Origin of the sequence: Polaribacter pacificus, from assembly GCF_038024035.1 — a bacterium.
GTDB classification, from domain to species: Bacteria; Bacteroidota; Bacteroidia; order Flavobacteriales; family Flavobacteriaceae; genus Polaribacter; species Polaribacter pacificus.
The window spans coordinates 2438731-2463226 of the sequence record NZ_CP150664.1 but is presented as its reverse complement, the minus strand read 5'-3'; the positions used below and the strand labels follow the sequence as shown (position 1 = coordinate 2463226).

Genomic DNA, 24496 nt, shown 5'->3' with positions numbered 1-24496 from the left:
ACCTCATGAAACTCAACATTATTTATTTAAAAACCTGAATAAAACAAAAATCCCAAATTCAAATTGAATTTGGGATTTTTTTTCGCTATACGAATATGGCTTATCCACACTTAGAAGAACCACAATCTTGACAGGTTAAACAACCTTCTTGGTAAATTAAATTATCCGATTTACAGTTTTCACAGGTATGCCCTTTTGCTTTTGTCCCATCTTCTACATATCGTTTTAGCGCGCGAACAACCCCATTTTTCCAGGTATTTATAGACTCACTATCCAATTGCAAGCTCTGAATCAATTCTACAATTTTATCAATTGGCATGCCGTGGCGCAAGGTCCCAGAAAACAATTTGGCATAATTCCAAAACTCAGGATTAAATTTATGTGATAATCCTTCAATTGTCGTCTTATAACCTCGCTTGTTTTTGTACTGAAAATCATAACGAGAAGTTCCGTCTTCATTTCTGCTTTTTATAATCACTCCGTTTTCTACCCAACGTGGGATCAAAATCCCATCTTCATCATCAGCCAAACCAGTAAATATCTCATACGGCATCCCATCAAGTAAGCCTATAAAAGCAATCCATTTTTCTTTTTTATTTTGAAAACGAACCACATCAGCCTCTAAAACTTCTGGACGAATAACAGGAAAAGAAGTCAATACATTTTCTTTTTTCTCTTCTTTCTTTTCATCATTAGAGATTAATACTCCAGAACGAGAACCATCTCTATAAACAGTGACACCTTTACAACCAACTTCCCAGGCTTTTAAATACAACTCACCAACCAAATCTTCATTCGCATCATTTGGCAAATTAATGGTCACACTAATAGAGTGATCTACCCATTTCTGAACAGCACCTTGCATAGTTACTTTACTCATCCAATCTACATCATTAGACGTCGCTTTGTAATAGGGTGATTTTTTTATCAGCACATCCAATTCTTCTTGCGAAAAGTTTTTAGAAGAATCGATTCCGTTTACCTCCATCCATTGTTTAAATCGATGGTGAAAAACTACATATTCTTCCCAAGAATCTCCAAGCTCATCAATAAAATCTACTCGAGAACCTTTATCATTTGGATTTACTTTTTTTCTACGCTTATAAACAGGCATAAAAACAGGTTCTATTCCTGATGAAGTTTGCGTCATTAAACTTGTTGTTCCGGTTGGAGCAATCGTTAACAAAGCAATATTTCTTCGTCCGTACTCTAACATTTCATAGTACAATTTGCTATCTGCTTCTTTTAAACGCAAAATAAATGGATTGTTTTTTTCTCTTTCTGAATCAAAAATTGAAAAGGCACCACGTTCTTTTGCCAAATTCACAGAAGCTCTGTAAGTTTCTACTCCTAAAGTTTTGTGCACTTTTACAGAAAAATCATTTCCTTCTTTGCTTCCGTATCTAATTCCTAAAGCAGCTAACATATCTCCTTCTGCAGTAATCCCGATACCAGTTCTTCTTCCTTCGTAAGCTTTTTGTCTAATATTTAACCACAGGTTTTTCTCTGTTGCTTTTACATTGTCTTCTTCTGGATCTGCATCAATTTTTTCTAATATTTTATCAATTTTTTCTAATTCTAAATCAATGATGTCATCCATCATTCTTTGTGCAATGACTATGTGCTTTTTAAACAAGTCAAAGTTAAATGCTGCTTTTTTGGTGAATGGGTTTTCTACATAAGAGAACAAATTGATTGCCAATAAACGACAAGAATCATAAGGACATAAAGGAATTTCACCACAAGGATTTGTAGAAACCGTTTTGTATCCTAGATCAGCGTAACAATCTGGCACTGATTCATTAATAATGGTATCCCAAAAAAGGATACCAGGCTCAGCAGATTTCCAAGCATTGTGCACTATCTTTTTCCATAATTTATTGGCTTCTATAGTCTTTGTAACCTTAGGATCAGCGCTAAAAATTGGATATTTCTGTGTGTATTTTTCATCGTTTTTTACTGCTTTCATAAAAGCATCATCAATCCGAACCGAAACATTTGCTCCAGTCACCTTTCCTTGCTCCAATTTTGCATCGATAAAATCTTCTGAATCTGGGTGATTGATAGAAACCGATAACATCAAAGCACCACGACGACCATCTTGAGCGACCTCTCTGGTAGAATTTGAATAACGCTCCATAAAAGGAACAATCCCTGTAGATGTTAATGCAGAGTTTTTTACAGGAGAACTTTTGGGCCTGATATGTGATAAATCGTGACCAACACCTCCACGACGTTTCATTAATTGAACTTGTTCTTGATCAATTTTCATGATTCCTCCATAAGAATCAGAATTGCCATTATTACCAATGACAAAACAATTTGAAAGAGATGCGATCTGAAAAGGGTTCCCAATTCCTGCCATCGGGCTTCCTTGTGGAACAATATATTTAAAGTCTTTTATAGCTTCAAAAATTTCTGATTCTGTTAATGGATTTTCATAACGCTGCTCTACTCTTGCAATTTCTCTTGCAATTCTGGTATGCATTTCGTTAGGAGTACTTTCATAAATATTTCCGTCAGAATCTTTTAATGCGTATTTGTTTAACCAAACACTTGCAGCCAAATCATCGTTATTAAAATAGTCTAAAGCAGCAGCGAGTGCTTCTTCCCTCGTGTAGGTCTTCTTAGGTGTGGTTTGTGTTGTAGATTTCATTGATTTTACTAGAGAATTATATTCATATTTAAGAACTCTAAAGTACGTAAAATAAAACAATTAAAAACATGATTAAAATCATGAAGTTTACAAGAAAAAATCGCAAAAAACTAAAAATCAGTATTTTAATATTTTTCAACTACAAAAAAGTTTGCAAAAATTTTTATTTTATATTTAGATTTAAATACACAAAACCCTCTAACAGAGCAGCTAACAAGGGCACTTTGTACTCAAAAAAAATAACAAGAAAAAGAAAGAAAAAATCCATTTGCATTTTAACCCAAATAAACCGAAAAACTTATTTGATTGCTATTCAAGCCACTAATTGATATTACAAAAAAGACATAAAAAAGCCCCAGATTATTCTGAGGCTTTTTTCTATATGTATACAGCTTTCTAGTACTCAAAAGTACCGTACTCACTTTTTATGGTTAATCTTTTTGACGCTGAGGCCTCTACCCTACCAATAATCTGAGCATTCACATTGTATGATTTAGAAATAGCGATTATCTCTTTTGCTACTTCAGGCGATACATACAACTCCATTCTATGCCCACAGTTAAATACCTGGTACATTTCTTTCCAGTCAGTTTTAGACTGCTCTTGAATTAATTGAAACAAAGGCGGTACCGGAAACATATTGTCTTTTACTATATGTAATTCATCTACAAAATGTAAAATCTTTGTTTGCGCTCCACCAGAACAATGAATCATTCCATGCACAGTATCTGAAGTAAATTTCGATAAGATTTCTTTGACAATCGGCGCATAAGTCCTCGTCGGAGACAAAACCAATTTACCCGCATCAATTGGCGAGTTTTTAACAGCATCAGTTAATTTTGTTTTTCCAGAATAAACCAAATCAGCAGGAACCGCTGCATCATAACTTTCTGGGTATTTTGTTGCTAAATAATTGTCAAAAACATCATGACGTGCAGAGGTCAATCCATTAGAACCCATCCCTCCGTTATACGAAGTTTCATAGGTAGCCTGTCCAAAAGACTCTAGGCCAACAATCACATCACCCGCTTTAATATTTGCATTATCTATAACATCACTTCGTTTTAAACGAGCAGTCACAGTAGAATCAACAATAATAGTTCTTACTAGATCGCCAACATCAGCAGTTTCTCCTCCTGTAGAATGAATGGTTACTCCGAATTTTTTTAAATCCTCAATTAATTCTTCTGTTCCATTAATGATAGCCGATAAAACTTCTCCTGGAATTTTACTTTTATTACGACCAATAGTAGAAGACAACATAATATTGTCGGTTGCTCCCACACATAATAAATCATCAATATTCATGATTAATGCGTCCTGAGCAATCCCTTTCCAAACAGAAAGATCACCAGTTTCCTTCCAATACATATAAGCCAATGAACTTTTTGTTCCTGCTCCATCAGCATGCATAATTAAACAGTAATCCTCATCATTGGTTAAATAGTCAGGTACAATTTTACAAAAGGCTTTTGGAAACAATCCTTTGTCTATATTTTTGATGGCATTGTGCACATCTTCTTTAGATGCAGACACCCCTCTTTGTGCGTATCTCTTGGAAACTTCTTGACTCATGTTTGTGTGTTTTGTCGTTACAAAGTTACTTTTTTGTATGCAAAAAATCCCGCTTTCGCGGGATTTAATTTTTTGTTATCTCGTAAATAATAACTCTCTGTATTTTGCCAATGGCCAAAGTTCATCATCCACTAGTAACTCTAATTTATCACAGTGGTATCTAATTTCATCAAAGCAAGGCTTTACAATATTACAATAGGCATCTGCCGCCTCTTGTCCATGTAATTTATTAGCCTTTTTGCGCTCTTCAGTCATAGACTCAACTTTAGAATTAATTCCTGCAATATGCATTGATATTTTCTTAATTAAATCCATTTGCTCTTTAGCATGTGCTTCAAATTCAGCTCCAAAGATATTTTTTAATCCACTCACGTTTTCTATCAACGTATTTTGGTATTTAATAGCCGTTGGTATTACGTGATTTCTTGCGATATCACCCAATACTCTTCCTTCGATTTGAATTCTTAAGATATACTCTTCTAATTCTATTTCGTGTCGAGCTTCTGTTTCTATCTTACTCATTACACCCATTTCTTCAAAAAGAGCAATGGTTTTTGCAGATTTTTTAGCTTTTAAAGCTTCTGGAGTCGTCTTATTATTACTCAATCCTCTTTTTACAGCTTCTACTTCCCACTCATCACCATATCCGTTTCCTTCAAAACGTATTTTTTTAGATGCTTTAATATACTCTCTTAGCACATTAAAAATAGCTTCGTCTTTCTTAAGTTTTTTCTTTTCTATTAAGGCATCTACCTCAACTTTAAAGTCTTTAAGCTGCTTAGCAACGATGGTATTTAAAACCGTCATTGAACCTGCACAGTTTGACCAAGAACCCACTGCTCTCAATTCAAATTTATTACCGGTAAAAGCAAAAGGCGATGTTCTGTTTCTATCAGTATTATCTAGTAAAATCTCAGGAATCTTACCTACAATATTTAATTTTAAATCTGTTTTTTCTTCTGGAGATAATTTTCCGTTTGTTACATTTTCTAACTCATCCAATACCGCTGATAATTGAGATCCGATAAATACAGAAATAATTGCCGGAGGTGCTTCATTTGCTCCTAAACGATGATCGTTACTTGCAGATGCAATAGACGCTCTAATCAATTCTTCGTAATCATGAACCGCTTTGATTGTATTTACAAAAAATGTCAAAAATTGTAAATTCTTCATTGGAGTTTTTCCTGGACTCAATAAGTTAATTCCAGTACTAGTTGCTAATGACCAGTTATTGTGTTTTCCAGAACCGTTAATCCCAGCAAATGGCTTTTCATGAAATAAAACTCTAAAATTGTGTTTTTGAGCAACTCTTTCCATCACATCCATTAATAATGAATTGTGATCTACTGCCAAGTTAGCCTCTTCAAAAATTGGTGCCAATTCATATTGATTTGGCGCCACTTCATTATGACGAGTTTTAACTGGAATCCCCAACAACATACACTCTTGCTCCATATCACGCATATAGCTTAAAACTCTACGCGGAATTGAACCAAAATAATGATCATCTAATTGCTGTCCTTTTGCAGGCGAATGCCCCAATAAGGTTCTACCTGTTAGGTTGATATCAGGTCTAGAGATTGCCAAAGCAGCATCTACTAAAAAGTATTCTTGCTCCCAACCTAGAGAAGCATTTACTTTGGTTACGTTTTTATCAAAATATTTACAAACTGCTGTTGCAGAAGAATCAATTGCCTGAAGCGCTCTTAACAAAGGTGTTTTATTATCCAATGCTTCTCCTGTGTAAGCAACAAAAATTGTTGGAATACAAAGTGTTGTTCCGTAAATAAATGCTGGTGAAGTTGGATCCCAAGCAGTATACCCTCTTGCTTCAAAAGTATTACGAATCCCTCCGTTTGGAAAACTCGATGCATCTGGCTCTTGCTGTACCAATTCACCTCCACCAAATTTTTCCATGGCTCTACCGTTACCCATCGTTTCAAAAAACGCATCGTGCTTCTCTGCAGTCGCACCAGTTAATGGCTGAAACCAGTGTGTATAATGAGTAGCATTTTTAGACAAGGCCCAATCTTTCATTGCTGCGGCTACTTGATCTGCTACTTTTCTGTCTATCTTTTTTCCAAATTCAATTGCATCCATTACACTCTGATACGCTTCTTTGGTCATAAACTGACGCATAGAGTGCTCATTGAATACATTTTTACCAAAAGCCTCTGACTTTCTTTCTTCTTCTTTGATTTCAACAGGAACTCTTTTAAGAGCCTCCTTCAATGCATTAAATCTGATTGTAGACATTTTTATTAATTTATTTAAATTATACAGGGCAAAGTTAATAAAAAAATCATTTTAAAAAACAAAACCCCTAAAATTTAGGGGGTATGTTAACAAATAAATAACTTTAACACAAATTTCACCTCAAAAACAAAGGGTTTTATAAAATTAACCTAAAGTTGTAAACAGGTAAATACCATAAAGGATCAATAAAATAAATCCGTCTTTCCAATCAAGACGCATTTTTCTAGGAAAGAAAACCAGAGGAAAAATCAAGAAAGAAAACCCTAACATCCAAAAGATATCATAGTTTAAAAGTTCGACATCTTTTAATTGAATTGGAGTAATCATAGAAGTGATTCCAAGTACTGCCAAAATATTAAAGATATTAGACCCTATTAAGTTTCCTAAAGAAATGGCTTTTTCTTTTTTAAGTACGGCGATGATAGATGCTGCTAACTCAGGGACACTTGTACCAATAGAAACAACTGTAACTGCAATGATTCGCTCACTAACTCCAAAATCTTGTGCTAAATTGACCGCTCCTTTAATTAAAAATTCTGATCCTGCCCATAAACCAACACCTCCAACAAACAAGAACAACACAATTTTATACAACTGCATAGTAGGCTCTACCTCCGAAATCTCATCGACTACCACTGCCTTTTTTTGAAACTTTAATAGGTAGACCAAAAAAAGCACTAAGAAGCCCAACATTATTACCCCCTCATTAAAATCAATCACTTGATCTACGGATAAAAAATAATACAACAATCCAGAGGCTACCATCATTATGGGCCAATCTGTTTTGTAAAAACTTTTCTCTACATCAATTTTAGACAAAATAACAGTAATAGCCAACACCAATGCTAGATTGGCAATATTAGAACCTACCACATTTCCTAAAGACAAATCAGGGTGCCCATCTAAGGCTGCTTTTACACTCACAATAAGCTCAGGTGCAGAAGTTGCAAATGACACCACGGTCATACCTATTATAATTTTAGGAATGTTTAATCGCAATGACATCCCTACAGCCGCTTTTAAAAGCCAATTCCCCCCTAAAATTAAGAAAACCAATCCTAAAATAATATAGCCTAAGTTCATGTAAAATCTTTTTTTGCGAAGATAATACAAATTGATTTTTTAGGCAGATTTCTATGTAGTTCATTTTAAAAATTTTACTTTTATACTACACTAGCCGCCTTTGTTAAAACAAAACGATATGCTCCAGAAAAACAACAGATTCCTTTTTACGATTTTCGCAGTTTTGGTTTTATTCCAAAGCGCAGTTTTTGCTCAAGAAAAAAAAGGGTTTCTCCAAAATAGGTTTGATGGATACTCAGAGACCATTACTAAAAACCACACAAAAGAAAAATTAGATGAACTAAAGAATACCTTAGCAACTACAGGAGTTCAGTTTACATATAGCAACCTAGACTTTAACAAACAACATGAGATTACACATATTACCCTGCTTGTAAAAAACAAAAAGAGCAGCTCTACCATTACTCTTGACAGCAAAGAACCCATCCCCAATGTTAGCATAGGCGAAGCCTATGGATTTGTATCTATCACAGTAGACGACAGCAAAACAACCCAACCAGCTTCAACTGAAGAACTACTTAACAAAAACAACAGCAGACTAGAGAATCCTATTTATATACTTGACGGAAAAATAGTCAGTAAAAAAGCAGTAATAGCACTTAATGTAAACAGCATACAATCTCTTGAGGTTCTACAGAAAGAGTCTGCAAGAAAAACTTATGGAAACAAAGGAAAAAACGGCGCCATTATCATCACAACAAAAAGAAATTAATCCTTGAAGATTAAGAGATTTTTGCTTAAATTACATCTATGAAAAAACAATTGTTTGTACTACTTGCCAAGATAAATAAAGCCCTATTGCCTTCTTATACAAAAAGAGAACTAGATATTTCTAAAGCAAGTAAAATGCAGTTGGCCATTATTGGATGGCGCGCTTACGTAACAATAAACTCACTCTAAAAACACACATTATGACCTTAGAACACATTAAAGTATTTTCTGATATTCGCATTTTAGCAACTCGCTTACAAAGCCTTTTAGATGACAAAGGAATCCCTTCGATGCTCAAAGACAATGTTGAATCTGGTAGACTTGGAGGCTTTGGAACCTTACAAAGTTCTGTTGATGTACTCATCTATAAAAAGGACCTAGAACAAGCACAAAGCATCATTGAAAATTTTCAAAAAGAAATTTCAGAATAGGTTTTATATTTAAAAAAATGCTAGTATATTTGCACCCGCTTACGGCCTCGTGGCGCAACTGAATAGCGCACTTGATTACGGCTCAAGAGGTTACTGGTTTGAATCCAGTCGAGGTCACTAAAGAATGAAAAAGCTCACAGAAACTGTGAGCTTTTTTTAATTTTCAGAAGGGTTTGAACTCGTTCAAAAACCCGGATGAAAATTAAAAAAATAGCAAATTTTTAATTTGCGCTTTTTCATTTAGACTTCGGAGCTCACTCTGGATCATGCTAATAATCCTGTCAAACTTCCCAAAACAATAAAGCTAATAAATAGATTTACTACACAACTCTTAATCCTCGCTTCTCGACTCCGCTCGAAGACCCTGTTTTAAAAGTAGATTACATATAATATTAACGGTGTTCGAGCAGAGTCGAGAACTGCGTGAACTTCTTGTAACCTCCAAAAGGGTTTGAACTCGTTCAAAAACCCGGATGAAAATTAAAAAAATAGCAAATTTTTAATTTGCGCTTTTTCATTTAGACTTCGGAGCTCACTCTGGATCATGCTAATAATCCTGTCAAACTTCCCAAAACAATAAAGCTAATAAATAGATTTACTACACAACTCTTAATCCTCGCTTCTCGACTCCGCTCAAAGACCCTGTTTTAAAAGTAGATTGCATATAATATTAACGGTGTTCGAGCGGAGTCGAGAACTGCGTGAACTTCTTGTAACCTCCAAAAGGGTTTGAACTCGTTCAAAAACCCGGATGAAAATTAAAAAAATAGCAAATTTTTAATTTGCGCTTTTTCATTTAGACTTCGGAGCTCACTCTGGATCATGCTAATAATCCTGTCAAACTTCCCAAAACAATAAAGCTAATAAATAGATTTACTACACAACTCTTAATCCTCGCTTCTCGACTCCGCTCAAAGACCCTGTTTTAAAAGTAGATTGCATATAATATTAACGGTGTTCGAGCGGAGTCGAGAACTGCGTGAACTTCTTGTAACCTCCAAAAGGGTTTGAACTCGTTCAAAAACCCGGATGAAAATTAAAAAAATAGCAAATTTTTAATTTGCGCTTTTTCATTTAGACTTCGGAGCTCACTCTGGATCATGCTAATAATCCTGTCAAACTTCCCAAAACAATAAAGCTAATAAATAGATTTACTACACAACTCTTAATCCTCGCTTCTCGACTCCGCTCAAAGACCCTGTTTTAAAAGTAGATTGCATATAATATTAACGGTGTTCGAGCGGAGTCGAGAACTGCGTGAACTTCTTGTAACCTCCAAAAGGGTTTGAACTCGTTCAAAAACCCGGATGAAAATTAAAAAAATAGCAAATTTTTAATTTGCGCTTTTTCATTTAGACTTCGGAGCTCACTCTGGATCATGCTAATAATCCTGTCAAACTTCCCAAAACAATAAAGCTAATAAATAGATTTACTACACAACTCTTAATCCTCGCTTCTCGACTCCGCTCAAAGACCCTGTTTTAAAAGTAGATTGCATATAATATTAACGGTGTTCGAGCGGAGTCGAGAACTGCGTGAACTTCTTGTAACCTCCAAAAGGGTTTGAACTCGTTCAAAAACCCGGATGAAAATTAAAAAAAAAAAAAAAAACGTTTAGAATAAAAAAGCCCACTTAACTGTGAGCTTTTTTAATATAAGTTATCGCAATATTAGCCAACTACTAATCACCCTGTATCGCAAGCAGTTATCTCCCTTAAACTAAAGCGCCATTTGCACCAATTACTTGCCCTGAAATCCACTTAGAATCATCGCTTGCTAAGAACAAAACCACTCTAGCAATATCAATAGGCTCTGCCAATCTATTAAAAGCATTCATAGCACTTAACTTATCAATCATTTCTTGTGATTTTCCATTTAAGAATAATTCTGTTGCTGTTGCACCCGGAGCAATAGCATTAACAGAAATGCCTCTTCCTATTTCTTTAGAAAAAACTTTAGTAATTTGCTCAACGGCTGCTTTTGAGGCCGAATACAAAGCGTATTTAGGAAACATTAACTTAGCGGTACTAGAAGAAAAGTTAATGATAATTCCATTGTCCGCCAGTTTACTATCAGCTTCTTGAAGTGTATTAAAAACACCACGTACGTTTACATCAAAAATCTTCGTGAAATCTTCTTGGCTTTGATTCTTTAAAAATTCATTATACATAATCCCCGCATTGTTTATCAAAACATCAATTTTCCCAAAAGCCTCAATGGTTTTATCAAATAGATGGGTTACTTGATCTTTTTGACTTACATCTGCTTTAATCACCAAAGCTTCTCCTCCTTTTATTAGTATATCTTCAACAGTTTTAGCAGCTGCATCTTCACTATTAGAATGATTAACAACTACTTTTGCGCCATTTTCAGCCAGAAGTATAGCCACTTCTCTTCCTATTCCTTTAGAAGACCCCGTAACAATAATTACTTTATTTTTAACTTTCATACTGTTTTGTTTTATTAGAACAGAACAATGAAGGAAGTGACAACTTAGCTCATGACGTCCTTTAAGGTTCTATTCTTATTTGACTTATTTTTTTATAGAAATTAATTTTGCCGCCACGAGTTGTAGATTACTTTCATTAATTTCTGGATTTGGAGCAAGAGGATATAATTGAGCGCCTGGTCTACTTACAAAAGCTCCTCTCCAACCAGACCAAAGTGCGCCTGCAATATCCCAGCCATGAGCTGCAACCAAAAGACATTCAGAAGGCTTAACATTCATTTTTCTTGCTGCCCAATCGTAAGCATCTGCATGAGGCTTAAATTTACCCATGTCTTCAATGCTCAATCTGTCTTCAAAATAATCTAACAAACCTGCGTTTTCAAATTGAGTCTTCACTCCTTTATTTGATGAGTTGGTAAAAGAAACTAATTTATATCCAGCATCTTTTAATTTTTGCAAAGATGCTTTTACTTCTGGGTGAGCCGGTAAAGAACGGATTGGCCCTAAGATAGCTTCCTTTGCTTCTTTTTCTGTTATAGAAATACCATTGTTTGCCGCGACCATTTGTAAAGCTGCTGCCCCAATGATTCCAAAATCCTTGTATTGTCTACCAACTGTAGAGACTAAGGAATATTGTAACATGGTAGTAAACCAAAGTGGCAATAAATCGTTTCTACCTCCAAGCAAGTTTCCTACGCTTGTTTTCATGGCTGTTAAATCTAATAAAGTTTCATTAACATCAAAAAATAATACTTTAGGCCTTAAGCTTAAAGCGCTGACATCTGCCTTACCTTTAGTTACTCCAGCAAATCCAAATTGAGGAATGGTTGCTCCTGCAATACCTAGCATAGCGGTATTTTTAATAAAATTTCTTCTGTTGTTTTTCATTGTTTATGTAATTGTATTAAAAAACATTCCGATTGGTATGTTTTTGGATAAAAAAATTTAAGCTTTTAATTCATGAAGGTATAAAGACAATCCAGAAATATATTGATCAAGAATACTATCATTATCATATAATTTCCGAATCCCTCTAATTCCTTCAAAAGCACTGATTAAATAAATAGCTACAGCTTCACTTGGTACTCCTTTTTTAATTTCGTTTTGATTTTTCCCCTGATTAATAAGAGCAATAAGTGCCTTTTTCCATTGTTCAATAATCTTTTTTAAAGCCAACTGGTAACTCATTTCATAATTGCCAATTTCATTGATAAGATTATTCATAGGACAGCCATGCTTCTTATCATAAAAGGGAAAGGACTTGATTCTATTTAAAAAAGTATTTTCTAAAATGTCCATTGCATTACCTTGTTCTTTTAAAGGTAAAATCATGGCATCATAAACTCGTTTCAAAATTTTCAGTTCAATCACCTCTAATCCAAGTTGCTCTTTATTTTTGTAGTGATGATAAAAAGCACCTTTAGACATTTTGGTTGCTTTCATTACATCATTAATACTTGTGGTTTTAAACCCTTTTTCGTAAAACAGGGTAAATGCCTCTTGCACAATATGTTGCTTAGTAAGTTCAGATTTTAGTTCTTGCTGCATAGTGCAAAGATATACAAAAAAGTACAAGTGGTATGTTTTATCTATTTCTCAATATATTTTATCGAGGTTAGAAGTAAAAGAGAACTAAAATTGGTATTGAGAAACATTTTTTAGAAAGTTGGATCTAATAATTAATAAAATGCTAATTAATTTTTTTCCAAAATCTTCTTTTCTCATTTAAATTGAAATTTTTAATAAATGTATTTCCAAGCAGGTTACTCACCAAAAATAGCAATTGTTATTTGCTCGACATTTACACGACACTTGTGTTTTTGTTAACTGAAAAAGTAGACAAATACTGCTGATGCATTTGCACATGACATCCTTGCGGGCTCTAGGTGATAAAGCAAGTAACTTCTCGCAATATCAAACCACATTTATTCAACTATTCTATTTTCTCCATTTTCCGTTTTTACAAATTTGGCTTTGCTTTTTTTAATAAGCTTTCCATAATTTTTAAAATCACCAATTCTCCTCGAAACTTCAGATATTTTAACAGATTTACCGTTTTCTAGAAAAACGAAAAGATTAAAAGAATCACTCCACTTGATTGCATTTTCTCTAATATTTTCTAAATCTAAAACTCCCTCAACATTATCAATAAAAGTATATGGCTCTAGAATAACTAATGCATCCCACTCAAAACTATTAAGACTTGCTAAATCAATTATAGGCGATTTTGAATTAAATTTTAACTCAATCTCTTCGGTTAAGATTTTGTCTGAACTTAATTGATTAAAGTAATGACAAGAGGATAATATGAAAAACACAAATCCAAGACCAATAAGCTTCTTCATATTTAAATTGCCAAAAGGCAACGTATTTGTTAATGGTTCGTAAAATGGTTAAGCAAATAAAAAAGGAACCTAATTCTATCTCAATGTATTACAAAAATCTCATTAAATAAAATCTAGCAGCAATCCACCTGTTTTATCTAACACACTGTTAAAAAAAACACTTAATCACCCCTAAACCATCGTTAGGTGATTTTTTTATTTACATTTATCAAATAATTGACTATCAAAGAGAAAGGGCAAACAACCACAAACAAACTAAACACTCATTAAAAACAACCAAAACATGTTACGCAAACTATTTATTTTAACAGCGGTACTTTATGCTTCTATAAGCATGGGTCAAGAAACATTTGATGCTACTGCAATTCAAAAAATTAAAAACGAAGGCCTAAACAACTCTCATGTAGAGAAAATTGCTTTTGAGCTTATTGACAAAGCAGGATCTCGTTTAACCAATTCAGAAGGATACAAAAGAGCTGCAACCTATGCTGTAAATCAATTAACTTCTTGGGGTTTAAAAAATGCAAAAACAGAAAACTGGGGAGAATTTGGTAAAGGCTGGGAAATGGAAAAAAGTTATGTAGCCATGACCAAACCCTACTATATGCCTTTTGTTGCCATTCCTAAAGCTTGGACAGAAAGCACCAATGGAGCTATCAAAGGTAACATTGTAGTCCTTCAAATAAATTCTGAAGAAGATTTTGCAAAGTACCAAGGCAAATTAAAAGGTGCTATTGTAGTGATGAAGTCTACAGGAAACCAAGGACCTACTTTTAATCCAGATGCTACTCGTTTTACCACAGAAGCTTTGGACAAAATGACTCAACCACAAGCACCAAGAGTTCGTCCAACCGGAAACAACAGCAACAATAACGCAAGAGCTGAACGCGCAAAAAGAAGAGCCTTATCTCAAAAAGTTGGACCATTTTTATTAAAAGAAGGTGCTGCTTTAATTATCCACGGTACTAGAGGAAGCCATGGAACGCTATTTACAAGTAGCCCAAGAGCCTATGCTAAAGACAGTCCTAAAGGAATCAGTGAGTTAGAAATGGCTCCAGAGTATGTAAACTTAATGGTTCGTTTAAGCGAAAATAATGTTCCTGTAGAGGTAGAAGCAGAAGTTAAAACTCGTTTTAACAACAGAGACTTACAAGGATACAATGTCTTAGCAGAAATTCCTGGTACAGACAGAAAGTTAAAATCAGAAGTTGTGATGTTAGGTGCTCACTTAGACTCTTGGCACGGTGCAACTGGAGCAACAGATAATGCTGCCGGATCTATTGTAATGATGGAAGCTGTAAGAATTTTAAAGACCTTAGGTTTGCAACCAAAAAGAACCATCAGAATTGCCTTATGGGGTGGTGAAGAACAAGGTTTACACGGATCTCGTAACTATGTAAAAAACCATATTACAGATAATAAATCACCTGAGACCATTTCTGCTTATTACAATATAGACAACGGCACGGGTAGAATTAGAGGAATCTACACACAACAAAATGAAAAAGTAGTTCCTATTTTTAAAAGTTGGTTAACTCCTTTTACAGATCTTATCAATCACACAACTGTAACCACCAACAATACAGGTGGAACCGATCACCAAGCATTTGATGGAGTTGGTATCCCTGGATTTCAGTTTATTCAAGATCCAATTGAGTACAACACAAGAACACACCACACCAATGCTGATTTTTATGAAAGATTGGTTATTGATGATTTAAAACAAATGGCAGTAATTGTGGCAACTTTTGTTTACAACACAGCTCAAAGAGATGAAATACTTCCTAGAAAAGAAGTAAAAAAATAAGCAGCTTTTACCCTAAAGAAGAAGCCTCTAAACTAGTTGTTTAGAGGCTTCTTTTATATGACGGTATGCTTATTCAAAATACCTGCGAATAGCGATGCGATGTTCTGGTTTGCTTTTGTCGTAATCTTCTACTAACAATTCTAAAATCTCTGGTGATTTTACACCCACTTCTTTTTTAGAACCATACTTAGAGATGTACAAATTGTATTGGCTCTCTGTCTTTTCAAAAATTAAAAAGTGTGTTGAATTTAATTCACTCATACAGATTTCATGTCCAGAAAAACTTTCTGAAGCATCTTTAAAAAAATCTGAAAACTCATAGTAGTTAAAAACGTTCTCCATATTAAATAAGTTCTGCAGACAATCCTAAGGTTAGTAATTTTGAGCAACGCGGCTTTAGATCTTTATACTCTCCTGTCTTTACCGTACATTTTCCTTTATAATGCACCAACATGGCGCACTGTTCTGCCTGCTCTGCTGTATGCTCGCATACTTGCATTAAAGAATCAATAACAAAATCAAAGGTATTGACATCATCATTAAACAAAACAATTTCATGCTGATTGACCTCCTTTTCTAGGACATCTACATCTTCTTGGATTTTTTCTTTAGTACTCATGTGCAAAAAAATTTGTTTAGTCTTTTACATAGCGTAAAGCTACCCAATTATTTCTATTTATAGTTTTCTCTAACTGCATTCCATATTTCTGAACCTCTTCATCAATCATAGGAATGTCTTCTTGATAAAAACCACTTAAAAGCAAATGGCCTTTTGGCGCTAAACACGCAGCATAGGTTTTTATATCATTTAACAGAATATTTCTGTTGATGTTTGCGATAATAAGCTCATAGTTTTTACCTTCTAACAAGGCTGCATCTCCTTCATACAATGAAATGTGTTTACAGTTATTTCTGTCCACATTCTCAATAGAGTTTTCATAACACCAAGAATCAATATCAATGGCATCAATTGGCTTAGCGCCTTTCATCTCTGCAAAAATGGCTAAAATACCAGTACCGCTCCCCATATCTAAAGTCTTCTTATCTGTAACATCTAATTCTATCAGATGTTGAATCATCATATGTGTAGTTTCATGATGCCCAGTTCCAAAACTCATTTTTGGCTCTATAACGATGTCATACTCAAGGTTTGGGTTTTCATGAAAAGGAGCTCGAATGCTAACCAAATTAGCAACCTCAATAGGATCAAAATTCTTTTCCCATTCTGCATTCCAATTGGTTTGCGCCACCTCTTCTACTTTATAATGAACCTCAAAATCATCAGAGTCTAACAAAGAAACATTAGCTAAAATCTCCTCGTTCCAGTCTCCTTTTTGGATATATGCAGTAAAGCCTTTTTCATTTTCTACAAAACTTTCAAATCCTGCAAAACCTAATTCTGCTATTAAAATTTCTGCTCCAGGTTCTTTAGGGCTTACTGTAAAATCGTATGATATATATATATTGTCCATGCTTATAAAATAGCTTTGATAATTGCTGTAAAATCTTGTGCTTGTAATGCTGCTCCACCAATAAGCCCTCCATCAACATCTTCTTTTGAAAAAATTTCTTTGGCGTTTGATGGCTTTACACTTCCTCCATAAAGTATTGATGTGTTTTGTGCCAAGGCTGTTGTATAGGTTTCTTCTAGTAAGTTTCTAACAAAAGCATGCATTTCTTGCGCTTGCTCTGGACTTGCAGTTTCTCCTGTACCAATAGCCCAAACAGGCTCATAAGCCAATACTATTTGGTTCCAACTAGCACTTTCTAAATGAAAAAGTCCTTCTTGCAATTGCTGCTTAACCACATCAAAATGCTTGCCTGATTTTCTATCTTCTAATTGCTCTCCAAAACAAAAAATTAACTCCATCTTGTTGGCGATGGCAGCATCAACCTTACTAGCCAAAACAGCATTGGTTTCTCCAAACAAAGTTCTTCTTTCTGAATGCCCAATTAAAACAGTTTCTACACCAATACTCTTAAGCATCTTAGCAGAAACTTCGCCTGTAAAAGCGCCATTGGTTTCTTGATGCATATTTTGTGCAACAACTTCTATTTTTGATTTTTTACTCTTTTTAACAACGGTTTTTAAATTTACAAATGTAGGCGCAACAAGGACTCTAGTCCCTCTTAAAGGAAGTCTCTTAATTGATTTCTTTATTTGTTTAACCAGTAATTTGCTTTCTGCATCATCGTTGTTCATTTTCCAATTACCTGCTACTATTTGTTTTCTCATTGCTTTGGTTTTAATTCTAAAAAAAGTTGGTTGTTTAGACTGCAAAAATAGGTTATTTTTTTAAGGCTTTTGTAATTTCTGCATCCTTAAGTTTGGTGGCTTTAAACACACTAATTGACCCTTGCTCATCTACTAATAAATACCTTGGAATCCAATTTGAGTTTAAAAAATCGCCAAAAGGACTGTCTAATCCTGCTTCCATAAAATAATGATCGCCACTTAGTTGGTATCTTTCTATGGCCTGCTTCCAGCTTGCATAATTTCTATCGGTTGATAAAAAAACATAGCCAAGCTCTGGATTGTCTTTTTGAAATGTTTTTAACTCTGGAAAACTCACCACACAATCTGGGCACCATGAGGCCCAAACATCTATCAAGATCTTTTGACCTTTGTAGTCATTTAAAATAGTTTCAAAACGAACCTTAGCTTGTTTTAATGTGTAAAATTTACTTTGCAAGGCGGCTTCAGAAAACTCAGTTGGCTTTTTACAAGAAAAGGCCAAGCACAAAAACAAGAGTGTACATATTTTTTTAAACATTTCATTTAGATGTGTTGCTACAAAGATAGCTAAAGTCTCAAAAATAAGTATCTTTGCTTTCGTTAATCAATTTGCAATGACCACAGAACAGCTCGTAGCTCAAATCCATAAAAAAAAATCGTTTTTATGCATTGGATTGGATGTAGATCTTACTAAAATCCCAAAGCACTTACTAGAAACTGAAGACCCTATTTTTGAATTTAACAAAGCCATTATTGATGCGACCCATCACTTATGTGTTGCGTACAAACCAAATATTGCTTTTTATGAAGCCTACGGGATTGATGGATGGAAATCTTTAAAAAAGACCATTGATTATCTCAATAAAAATCATCCAGAAATTTTCACCATCGCCGATGCTAAGCGTGGCGATATTGGCAATACATCTAGCATGTATGCAAAAGCATTTTTTGAAGACCTTGCTTTTGATTCTGTGACCATTGCTCCTTATATGGGCAAAGATTCTGTTGAGCCTTTCTTAGCCTTCCCAAACAAGCACACCATTTTATTAGCACTTACGTCTAATCAAGGTGCTTTTGATTTTCAGACCAAAAAATTAGAAAATCAAGAACTGTATAAGCAGGTAATAGAAACATCTAAAACCTATGAGAATTCTGAGAACTTAATGTATGTAGTAGGAGCTACAAAAGCTAGCTATTTTAAAGAGATCAGAAAAATCATACCCAATTCATTTTTACTAGTACCTGGCGTGGGAGCTCAAGGTGGAAGCTTACAAGAAGTATGTAAATATGGATTATCATCAAATATTGGTTTGTTAATCAACTCTTCTAGAGGAATCATTTACGCATCTAATGCTAAAGATTTTGCAGAAGTTGCGGCTCAAAAAGCCACGGACTTAAAAAATGAGATGCAAGAGTTTTTATAGCCTTCTCTTTCAAATTAAAACCACAAAAAATTGAATACTGCTTTTTTTAAACAGCTCAATGACAAAAAAACACCAAAGAGAATCATTTCTTTGGTGCCTAGTCAAACAGAGTTACTCGTTGATTTGGGCCTTGAAGATTCTATTGTAGGCATCACTAAATTTTGCGTTCACCCTAGACATCTCCTAAAAACAAAAACTGTAGTAGGTGGCACAAAAAACATCAACAAAGAAAAAATAGCGGCCTTAAAACCAGATATTATCCTCTGTAACAAAGAAGAAAACAGTCAAGAGATTGTTGATTTTTGCAAAACAATCACAGCCACACACGTTTCGGATATTTTTACCATAGAAGACTCACTTAATTTGATTAAAACCTATGGCGAAATCTTTTCATGCAGAGTAGAAGCCACTCAAATGATTAGCAAGATCAATTTTAAACTTGCCGATTTTAAAAACTTTATAAAGGATCAACCTCTGGTTAAAGTTGCCTATTTTATTTGGAGAAAACCTTGGATGGTGGCAGGAAACACTACCTATATAGATCATTTACTCTCTTTAAATAAATTTGACAATATTTACAAAGACAAAAGCAGGTACCCAGAAATTGAGCTTAAAAAAATTAGGTTAGAAGGCGATCCTGATTATGTTCTTTTATCCTCAGAACCCTACCCTTTTAAAGACGAGCATGCCTTTGAAATCGGACGTTTTACGCATCATGCGACAACCGTCTATGTAGATGGTGAGTTCTTTAGCTGGCACGGAAGCCGACTGCTAAAAGCTTTTGATTATTTTAAACAGCTACGAAATAGAATTTGACAAATCTTTGTCTAAATACTTTACTCGATTAAGTTTTTCGAGAATTTTCATCGCCTTAAAGGCTGCTTGATCACTCGTACTTTCGTCTTCGTACTTATAATCATTTGACCTTTCGACGAGTCTATTGTACCTTTCTTCAAGGTGTTTTCTGTATCGGTGTAGTTGGAGGATTTGTGACATCTTTCTTATGAATTAGCCTTATAAATATACACAAATATTTGATAGACAATTACATAAAATAAAAAATTATTTAAAAGAATCTGTTTTTTTGTCATATCCGTATGGGCAATGTCTGCACCCACTTTTACAACAATGCCCTCTTTTTAGATGGTATTTTTCCGTAAAAACCTTATAGCCTTGCTCATTTAAGTAGTAGTCTCCTTCTTCTAGCTCTATTCGTTGTTTATACATTTTGCAATAGTACGAATTTCAATTTATTTCTTTGATCCTGGAGGATAATTTGAGAGTATTTCTTTGACAAATTCTTTTATTTTTTCCTCTTTTTTCTGAACGTTATTCGTTTTTAAAGCCCCAGTACCAATCCCCTGCCACACCAATTGTTTTTCTTGGGCGTCAATCAAATCAATAAAAAGTGTACCCTCAGTGTATTTGGTAACCAAAACCCTGTTATTAGCTCTGTAATACATAGGATACCAATACAAATTATTAAAACCACTATGGGTTCTGGTTACATCAACCCTATTTCGTGATTTTGCATAAATACTAACCAATACATCTGGACTATTAGACTTCTTAAAGCCTTTAGCTAGTAATTCTGATTCAATCGCTCTTAAAATTCTGCGCTTATCCAGATCAGAAATGGCTGTTTTGTCGATTCCTGTTTTATAAAAAGCAAAGGTTTTATAAGTTGTAAAATCTTTTTTTGTATCATAATCTGTAGACACTCTAACAACACTACAAGACGATAAAATAAAAACAAATAACAATGCTGTTTGATTAAATAGTTTCATCTGATTTCTTTTTTAAGTTCTATAAATAGTAGTTCAATAAGCATACCAAAAAGCCATCGTTTAACTGATTTTTTATAAATACCTCATAAACCTTCAAGGAAGTCTTTATTTTTTTGAAAAATCCGTAAATTGCACTCGCAAAAAACTAGAAAATTTACGAATGGAACAAATAACACCTTATACACCGATACACAAAGTACGAATTGTCACTGCTGCATCTTTATTTGATGGCCACGATGCTGCCATCAACATTATGAGAAGAATTATCCAATCCACCGGAGTAGAAGTGATTCACTTAGGTCATGATAGAAGTGTAGAAGAAGTTGTCAATTGCGCAATTCAAGAGGATGCCAATGCCATTGCAATGACTTCGTATCAAGGTGGTCATACAGAGTATTTTAAATACATGTATGATTTGCTAAAAGAAAAAGGTGCTAGCCATATTAAAATCTTTGGCGGCGGAGGCGGTGTAATTCTTCCAGAAGAAATAAAAGAATTAATGGATTACGGGATTACTCGTATCTATTCTCCTGATGACGGTCGTTCATTAGGTTTGCAAGGAATGATTAATGATCTGGTAAAAACTTCTGATTATGCAATTGGAGATGTTTTGTCTGTTGATCTGGATAGTTTGGCAAAAAAAGAGATTGGTAGTATTGCTCGAGTAATTTCTTCTGCAGAAAACTTTCCAGAAGTAGCAAAGAAAACACTAGATGCCATCCATATAAAAAATAAAAATTCTAAAACTCCAGTCTTGGGAATTACCGGAACTGGTGGAGCAGGAAAATCATCATTGGTTGATGAGTTGGTTCGTCGTTTTTTAATCGATTTTCCAGAAAAGACAGTGGGTTTAATTTCTGTTGATCCATCAAAAAGAAAAACTGGTGGCGCTTTGCTTGGTGATAGAATTAGAATGAATGCCATAAACGACTCTAGAGTCTATATGCGTTCTTTGGCAACCCGTCAATCAAACTTAGCCTTATCAAAATACGTTAATGAGGCTGTACAAGTTTTAAAAGCTGCAGAGTTTGATCTGATAATTTTAGAAACCTCAGGAATTGGTCAATCTGACACAGAGATTATTGAGCACTCAGATACTTCATTGTATGTAATGACTCCAGAGTTTGGAGCAGCAACTCAATTAGAAAAAATTGACATGCTTGATTTTGCTGATTTAGTTGCCATCAATAAATTTGACAAAAGAGGTGCTTTAGATGCCATTCGCGATGTAAAAAAACAATACATGCGCAACAACCATTTATGGGATGTTCATATGGATGACATGCCTGTATTTGGAACCATCGCGTCACAGTTTAACGATCCAGGTATGAATACCTTATACAAGCGTATCATGGACAAACTGGTAGAAAAAACAAATGCTGATTTAAAATCGAGCATGGAGATTACCAAAGAAATGTCTGAAAAGATCTTTGTAATCCCTCCTAGTAGAGTTCGTTATCTATCAGAGATATCAGAGAACAATAGAGCCTATGACAAAAAAGTAAATGATCAAGTAATCGTTGCTCAAAAACTGTATGGAATCCATCAAACTATTGAATCTATTACAAATACTCCTGTAGAGATTATCAAAACCGGCTTAAATGAAGAAGAGATTCTAAAGCAGGCAAAAGATGATAACGATAAAGAATTTTTAAATTTACTTTTAGCTCAATTTGACAAAGTAAAACTAAATTTTGACCCATTAAATTGGGAGGTTATTTTAAATTGGAACGATAAAGTTCAAAAATATAAAAACCCTGTTTACACGTTTAAAGTTCGTGATAAGGAGATTCATATTGAAACCCATTCAGAGTCTCTTTCTCATTCTCAAATTCCAAAGGTGGCTTTGCCAAAGTATCAAGCTTGGGGTGATTTATTACGTTGGAATTTACAAGAGAATGTTCCGGGTGAATTTCCGTTTGCATCAGGTTTGTATCCTTTTAAAAGAACTGGAGAAGATCCTACAAGGATGTTTGCTGGTGAAGGAGGACCAGAAAGAACTAACCGTCGTTTCCACTATGTAAGTTTAGGAATGGATGCCAAACGTTTGTCTACAGCATTTGACTCGGTAACTTTATACGGTAATGACCCAGGAATTAGACCTGATATTTATGGTAAAATTGGAAATGCCGGAGTTTCAATCTGTTGTTTAGACGATGCCAAAAAATTGTATTCTGGTTTTGATCTAAGTCATGCAATGACCTCTGTTTCTATGACCATTAACGGACCAGCACCTATGTTGTTAGGATTCTTTATGAATGCTGCCATTGATCAGAACTGTGAAAAATACATCAAAGAGCACAAGCTAGAAAAACTAGTAGAAGCTAAATTTAAAGAAGTATACGATTCTAAAGGCTTAGATAGACCTGTTTATCAAGGAGGTTTGCCAGAAGGAAACAACGGCTTAGGCTTAATGTTGCTCGGTTTAACTGGAGACATGGTATTGCCAGCTGATGTATATCAACAAATAAAAACGGACACCCTAACACAAGTTCGTGGTACGGTTCAGGCAGATATCTTAAAAGAAGACCAGGCGCAAAACACCTGTATTTTCTCTACAGAATTTGCTCTGCGTTTAATGGGTGATGTACAAGAGTATTTTATTGAAAAACAAGTTCGTAATTTTTATTCAGTTTCTATTTCTGGATATCATATTGCAGAAGCGGGAGCCAATCCTATTACGCAATTGGCATTAACCTTATCTAACGGATTTACCTACGTAGAATATTATCTTTCTAGAGGGATGGATATTAATAAATTCGGACCGAATTTATCTTTCTTCTTCTCAAACGGAATTGACCCTGAGTATTCAGTAATCGGTAGAGTTGCTCGTAAGATTTGGGCAAAAGCCATGAAGTACAAATACGGAGCAAATCCGAGAGCACAAATGTTAAAGTATCACATTCAAACTTCTGGTAGATCCTTACACGCTCAAGAAATTGACTTTAATGACATCAGAACTACTTTACAAGCTTTGTATGCCATCAATGACAACTGTAACTCACTACATACCAACGCCTATGATGAAGCCATCACAACTCCTACAGAAGAATCGGTAAGAAGAGCCATGGCTATTCAATTAATCATCAACAAAGAATTGGGCTTAACCAAAAATGAAAACCCAATACAAGGATCATTTATCATAGAAGAACTTACAGACTTGGTTGAAGAAGCAGTCTTAGCAGAATTTGATAGAATTACAGAACGTGGAGGCGTGTTAGGCGCTATGGAAACCATGTATCAACGCTCAAAAATACAGGAAGAAAGCTTGTATTATGAAACCTTAAAACACAATGGCGAGTTTCCAATTATCGGAGTAAATACGTTCTTGAGTTCTAAAGGATCTCCAACGGTGCAACCTGCAGAAGTAATAAGAGCAACGGAAGAAGAGAAACAATACCAGATTCAAACCAAAGAATTGTTAAACAAAGCCAATGACGGAAAAGTTCAAGAACAGTTAGCTATCCTACAAGAAGCAGCTGTGAAGAATGAAAACTTGTTTGACAAACTAATGGAGGCTACTAAATTCTGTTCTTTAGGACAGATTACAGAAGCCTTATTTAAAGTAGGTGGACAATACAGAAGAAACATGTAAGTAAAGAACAAAAATTCTTAATAGAGTTTGAGTGAATTGCTTATCCTAAGCAAAGACGAAGGATCTTAAGAATAAAAACCGCACAAATTGTGCGGTTTTTTTGCATCCATTCAATTTTTTTGCTGTCTACTTTTAAAA

At 34.6% G+C, this 24496-nt stretch carries 21 protein-coding genes, 1 tRNA gene and 1 pseudogene; 8 read left to right on the top strand and 15 right to left on the bottom strand.

The genetic code is table 11. The features are described 5' to 3' along the window. Nucleotides 1–100 precede the first annotated feature (100 nt). From WHC90_RS11200 to WHC90_RS11185, 4 genes are all read right to left on the bottom strand, one after another. The gene (locus tag WHC90_RS11200) at nt 101–2656 is read right to left on the bottom strand and encodes an adenosylcobalamin-dependent ribonucleoside-diphosphate reductase (protein ID WP_188598548.1); all 2556 of its coding nucleotides are present in this window, start codon (nt 2654–2656) and stop codon (nt 101–103) included. A 396-nt stretch (nt 2657–3052) separates the two neighbouring features. Then, complete coding sequence (locus tag WHC90_RS11195) at nt 3053–4231, bottom strand: AIR synthase related protein (protein ID WP_188598547.1); 1179 nt, start codon at nt 4229–4231, stop codon at nt 3053–3055. Between the two features lie 75 nt (nt 4232–4306). Beyond that, nucleotides 4307–6490, bottom strand: a complete 2184-nt coding sequence (locus WHC90_RS11190; protein WP_188598546.1) for a glutamine synthetase III — start codon at nt 6488–6490, stop codon at nt 4307–4309. Between the two features lie 144 nt (nt 6491–6634). Further along, the gene (locus WHC90_RS11185; RefSeq protein WP_188598545.1) at nt 6635–7573 is read right to left on the bottom strand and encodes a calcium/sodium antiporter; all 939 of its coding nucleotides are present in this window, start codon (nt 7571–7573) and stop codon (nt 6635–6637) included. A gap of 118 nt (nt 7574–7691) precedes the next feature. On the opposite strand from WHC90_RS11185, the gene WHC90_RS11180 reads away from it, so the two are divergent. The 4 genes from WHC90_RS11180 to WHC90_RS11165 all read left to right on the top strand — a co-directional run bounded on the left by WHC90_RS11180 (nt 7692) and on the right by WHC90_RS11165 (nt 8832). Beyond that, nucleotides 7692–8285, top strand: a complete 594-nt coding sequence (locus WHC90_RS11180; RefSeq protein WP_188598544.1) for a hypothetical protein — start codon at nt 7692–7694, stop codon at nt 8283–8285. A 38-nt stretch (nt 8286–8323) separates the two neighbouring features. After that, nucleotides 8324–8473, top strand: coding sequence for an SsrA-binding protein (locus tag WHC90_RS11175; RefSeq protein WP_188598543.1), 150 nt, complete (start codon nt 8324–8326; stop codon nt 8471–8473). Nucleotides 8474–8484: 11 nt separating this feature from the next. After that, entirely contained in the window at nt 8485–8715 is a 231-nt protein-coding gene (locus WHC90_RS11170) for a DUF2007 domain-containing protein (protein ID WP_188598542.1), read from the top strand. A gap of 43 nt (nt 8716–8758) precedes the next feature. Beyond that, nucleotides 8759–8832 (top strand) — tRNA-Arg (locus WHC90_RS11165). Nucleotides 8833–10429: 1597 nt separating this feature from the next. Here WHC90_RS11165 and WHC90_RS11160 read toward each other — a convergent pair. From WHC90_RS11160 to WHC90_RS11145, 4 genes and pseudogenes are all read right to left on the bottom strand, one after another. Then, nucleotides 10430–11197: pseudogene (locus tag WHC90_RS11160) on the bottom strand (SDR family oxidoreductase); the annotation flags it as partial. Nucleotides 11198–11248: 51 nt separating this feature from the next. After that, nucleotides 11249–12052, bottom strand: a complete 804-nt coding sequence (locus WHC90_RS11155) for a haloacid dehalogenase type II (protein WP_188598540.1) — start codon at nt 12050–12052, stop codon at nt 11249–11251. A gap of 57 nt (nt 12053–12109) precedes the next feature. After that, nucleotides 12110–12712, bottom strand: a complete 603-nt coding sequence (locus WHC90_RS11150; RefSeq protein WP_188598539.1) for a TetR/AcrR family transcriptional regulator — start codon at nt 12710–12712, stop codon at nt 12110–12112. A 377-nt stretch (nt 12713–13089) separates the two neighbouring features. Beyond that, a complete protein-coding gene (locus WHC90_RS11145; RefSeq protein ID WP_188598538.1) occupies nt 13090–13509 on the bottom strand; it encodes a hypothetical protein in 420 nt (139 codons plus the stop codon). Between the two features lie 283 nt (nt 13510–13792). On the opposite strand from WHC90_RS11145, the gene WHC90_RS11140 reads away from it, so the two are divergent. Next, a complete protein-coding gene (locus WHC90_RS11140) occupies nt 13793–15316 on the top strand; it encodes a M20/M25/M40 family metallo-hydrolase (RefSeq protein ID WP_188598537.1) in 1524 nt (507 codons plus the stop codon). 69 nt (nt 15317–15385) lie between these two features. On the opposite strand, the gene WHC90_RS11135 is transcribed toward WHC90_RS11140, so the two are convergent. Genes WHC90_RS11135 through WHC90_RS11115 form a run of 5 tightly spaced genes read right to left on the bottom strand, consistent with a single transcriptional unit; the run spans nt 15386 to nt 18090 of the window. After that, nucleotides 15386–15658, bottom strand: coding sequence for a hypothetical protein (locus WHC90_RS11135; RefSeq protein WP_188598536.1), 273 nt, complete (start codon nt 15656–15658; stop codon nt 15386–15388). Nucleotide 15659: 1 nt separating this feature from the next. After that, on the bottom strand, nt 15660–15935 hold the full coding sequence (locus tag WHC90_RS11130) for an ATP-dependent Clp protease adaptor ClpS (protein ID WP_188598535.1): 276 nt from the start codon (nt 15933–15935) through the stop codon (nt 15660–15662). Nucleotides 15936–15951: 16 nt separating this feature from the next. Next, a complete protein-coding gene (gene prmA, locus WHC90_RS11125) occupies nt 15952–16788 on the bottom strand; it encodes a 50S ribosomal protein L11 methyltransferase (RefSeq protein ID WP_188598534.1) in 837 nt (278 codons plus the stop codon). 2 nt (nt 16789–16790) lie between these two features. Continuing rightward, nucleotides 16791–17552: a triose-phosphate isomerase gene (gene tpiA / locus WHC90_RS11120; RefSeq protein WP_188598533.1), complete on the bottom strand. Its 762-nt coding sequence runs from the start codon at nt 17550–17552 to the stop codon at nt 16791–16793. 52 nt (nt 17553–17604) lie between these two features. Then, on the bottom strand, nt 17605–18090 hold the full coding sequence (locus WHC90_RS11115; protein WP_188598532.1) for a TlpA family protein disulfide reductase: 486 nt from the start codon (nt 18088–18090) through the stop codon (nt 17605–17607). A gap of 76 nt (nt 18091–18166) precedes the next feature. On the opposite strand from WHC90_RS11115, the gene pyrF reads away from it, so the two are divergent. Together pyrF and WHC90_RS11105 are read left to right on the top strand one after the other, a co-directional pair. Continuing rightward, on the top strand, nt 18167–18976 hold the full coding sequence (gene pyrF / locus WHC90_RS11110; RefSeq protein WP_188598531.1) for an orotidine-5'-phosphate decarboxylase: 810 nt from the start codon (nt 18167–18169) through the stop codon (nt 18974–18976). Between the two features lie 30 nt (nt 18977–19006). Further along, entirely contained in the window at nt 19007–19792 is a 786-nt protein-coding gene (locus tag WHC90_RS11105) for an ABC transporter substrate-binding protein (RefSeq protein ID WP_188598530.1), read from the top strand. A 246-nt stretch (nt 19793–20038) separates the two neighbouring features. On the opposite strand, the gene WHC90_RS11100 is transcribed toward WHC90_RS11105, so the two are convergent. Both WHC90_RS11100 and WHC90_RS11095 read right to left on the bottom strand, forming a co-directional pair. Beyond that, nucleotides 20039–20203, bottom strand: a complete 165-nt coding sequence (locus WHC90_RS11100; protein WP_188598529.1) for a DUF5522 domain-containing protein — start codon at nt 20201–20203, stop codon at nt 20039–20041. Between the two features lie 23 nt (nt 20204–20226). Next, the gene (locus WHC90_RS11095; RefSeq protein ID WP_188598528.1) at nt 20227–20763 is read right to left on the bottom strand and encodes a DUF4136 domain-containing protein; all 537 of its coding nucleotides are present in this window, start codon (nt 20761–20763) and stop codon (nt 20227–20229) included. A gap of 160 nt (nt 20764–20923) precedes the next feature. Between WHC90_RS11095 and WHC90_RS11090 the strand changes: the two genes are divergently transcribed. Beyond that, a complete protein-coding gene (locus tag WHC90_RS11090) occupies nt 20924–24358 on the top strand; it encodes a methylmalonyl-CoA mutase family protein (protein ID WP_188598527.1) in 3435 nt (1144 codons plus the stop codon). Nucleotides 24359–24496: the final 138 nt, after the last annotated feature.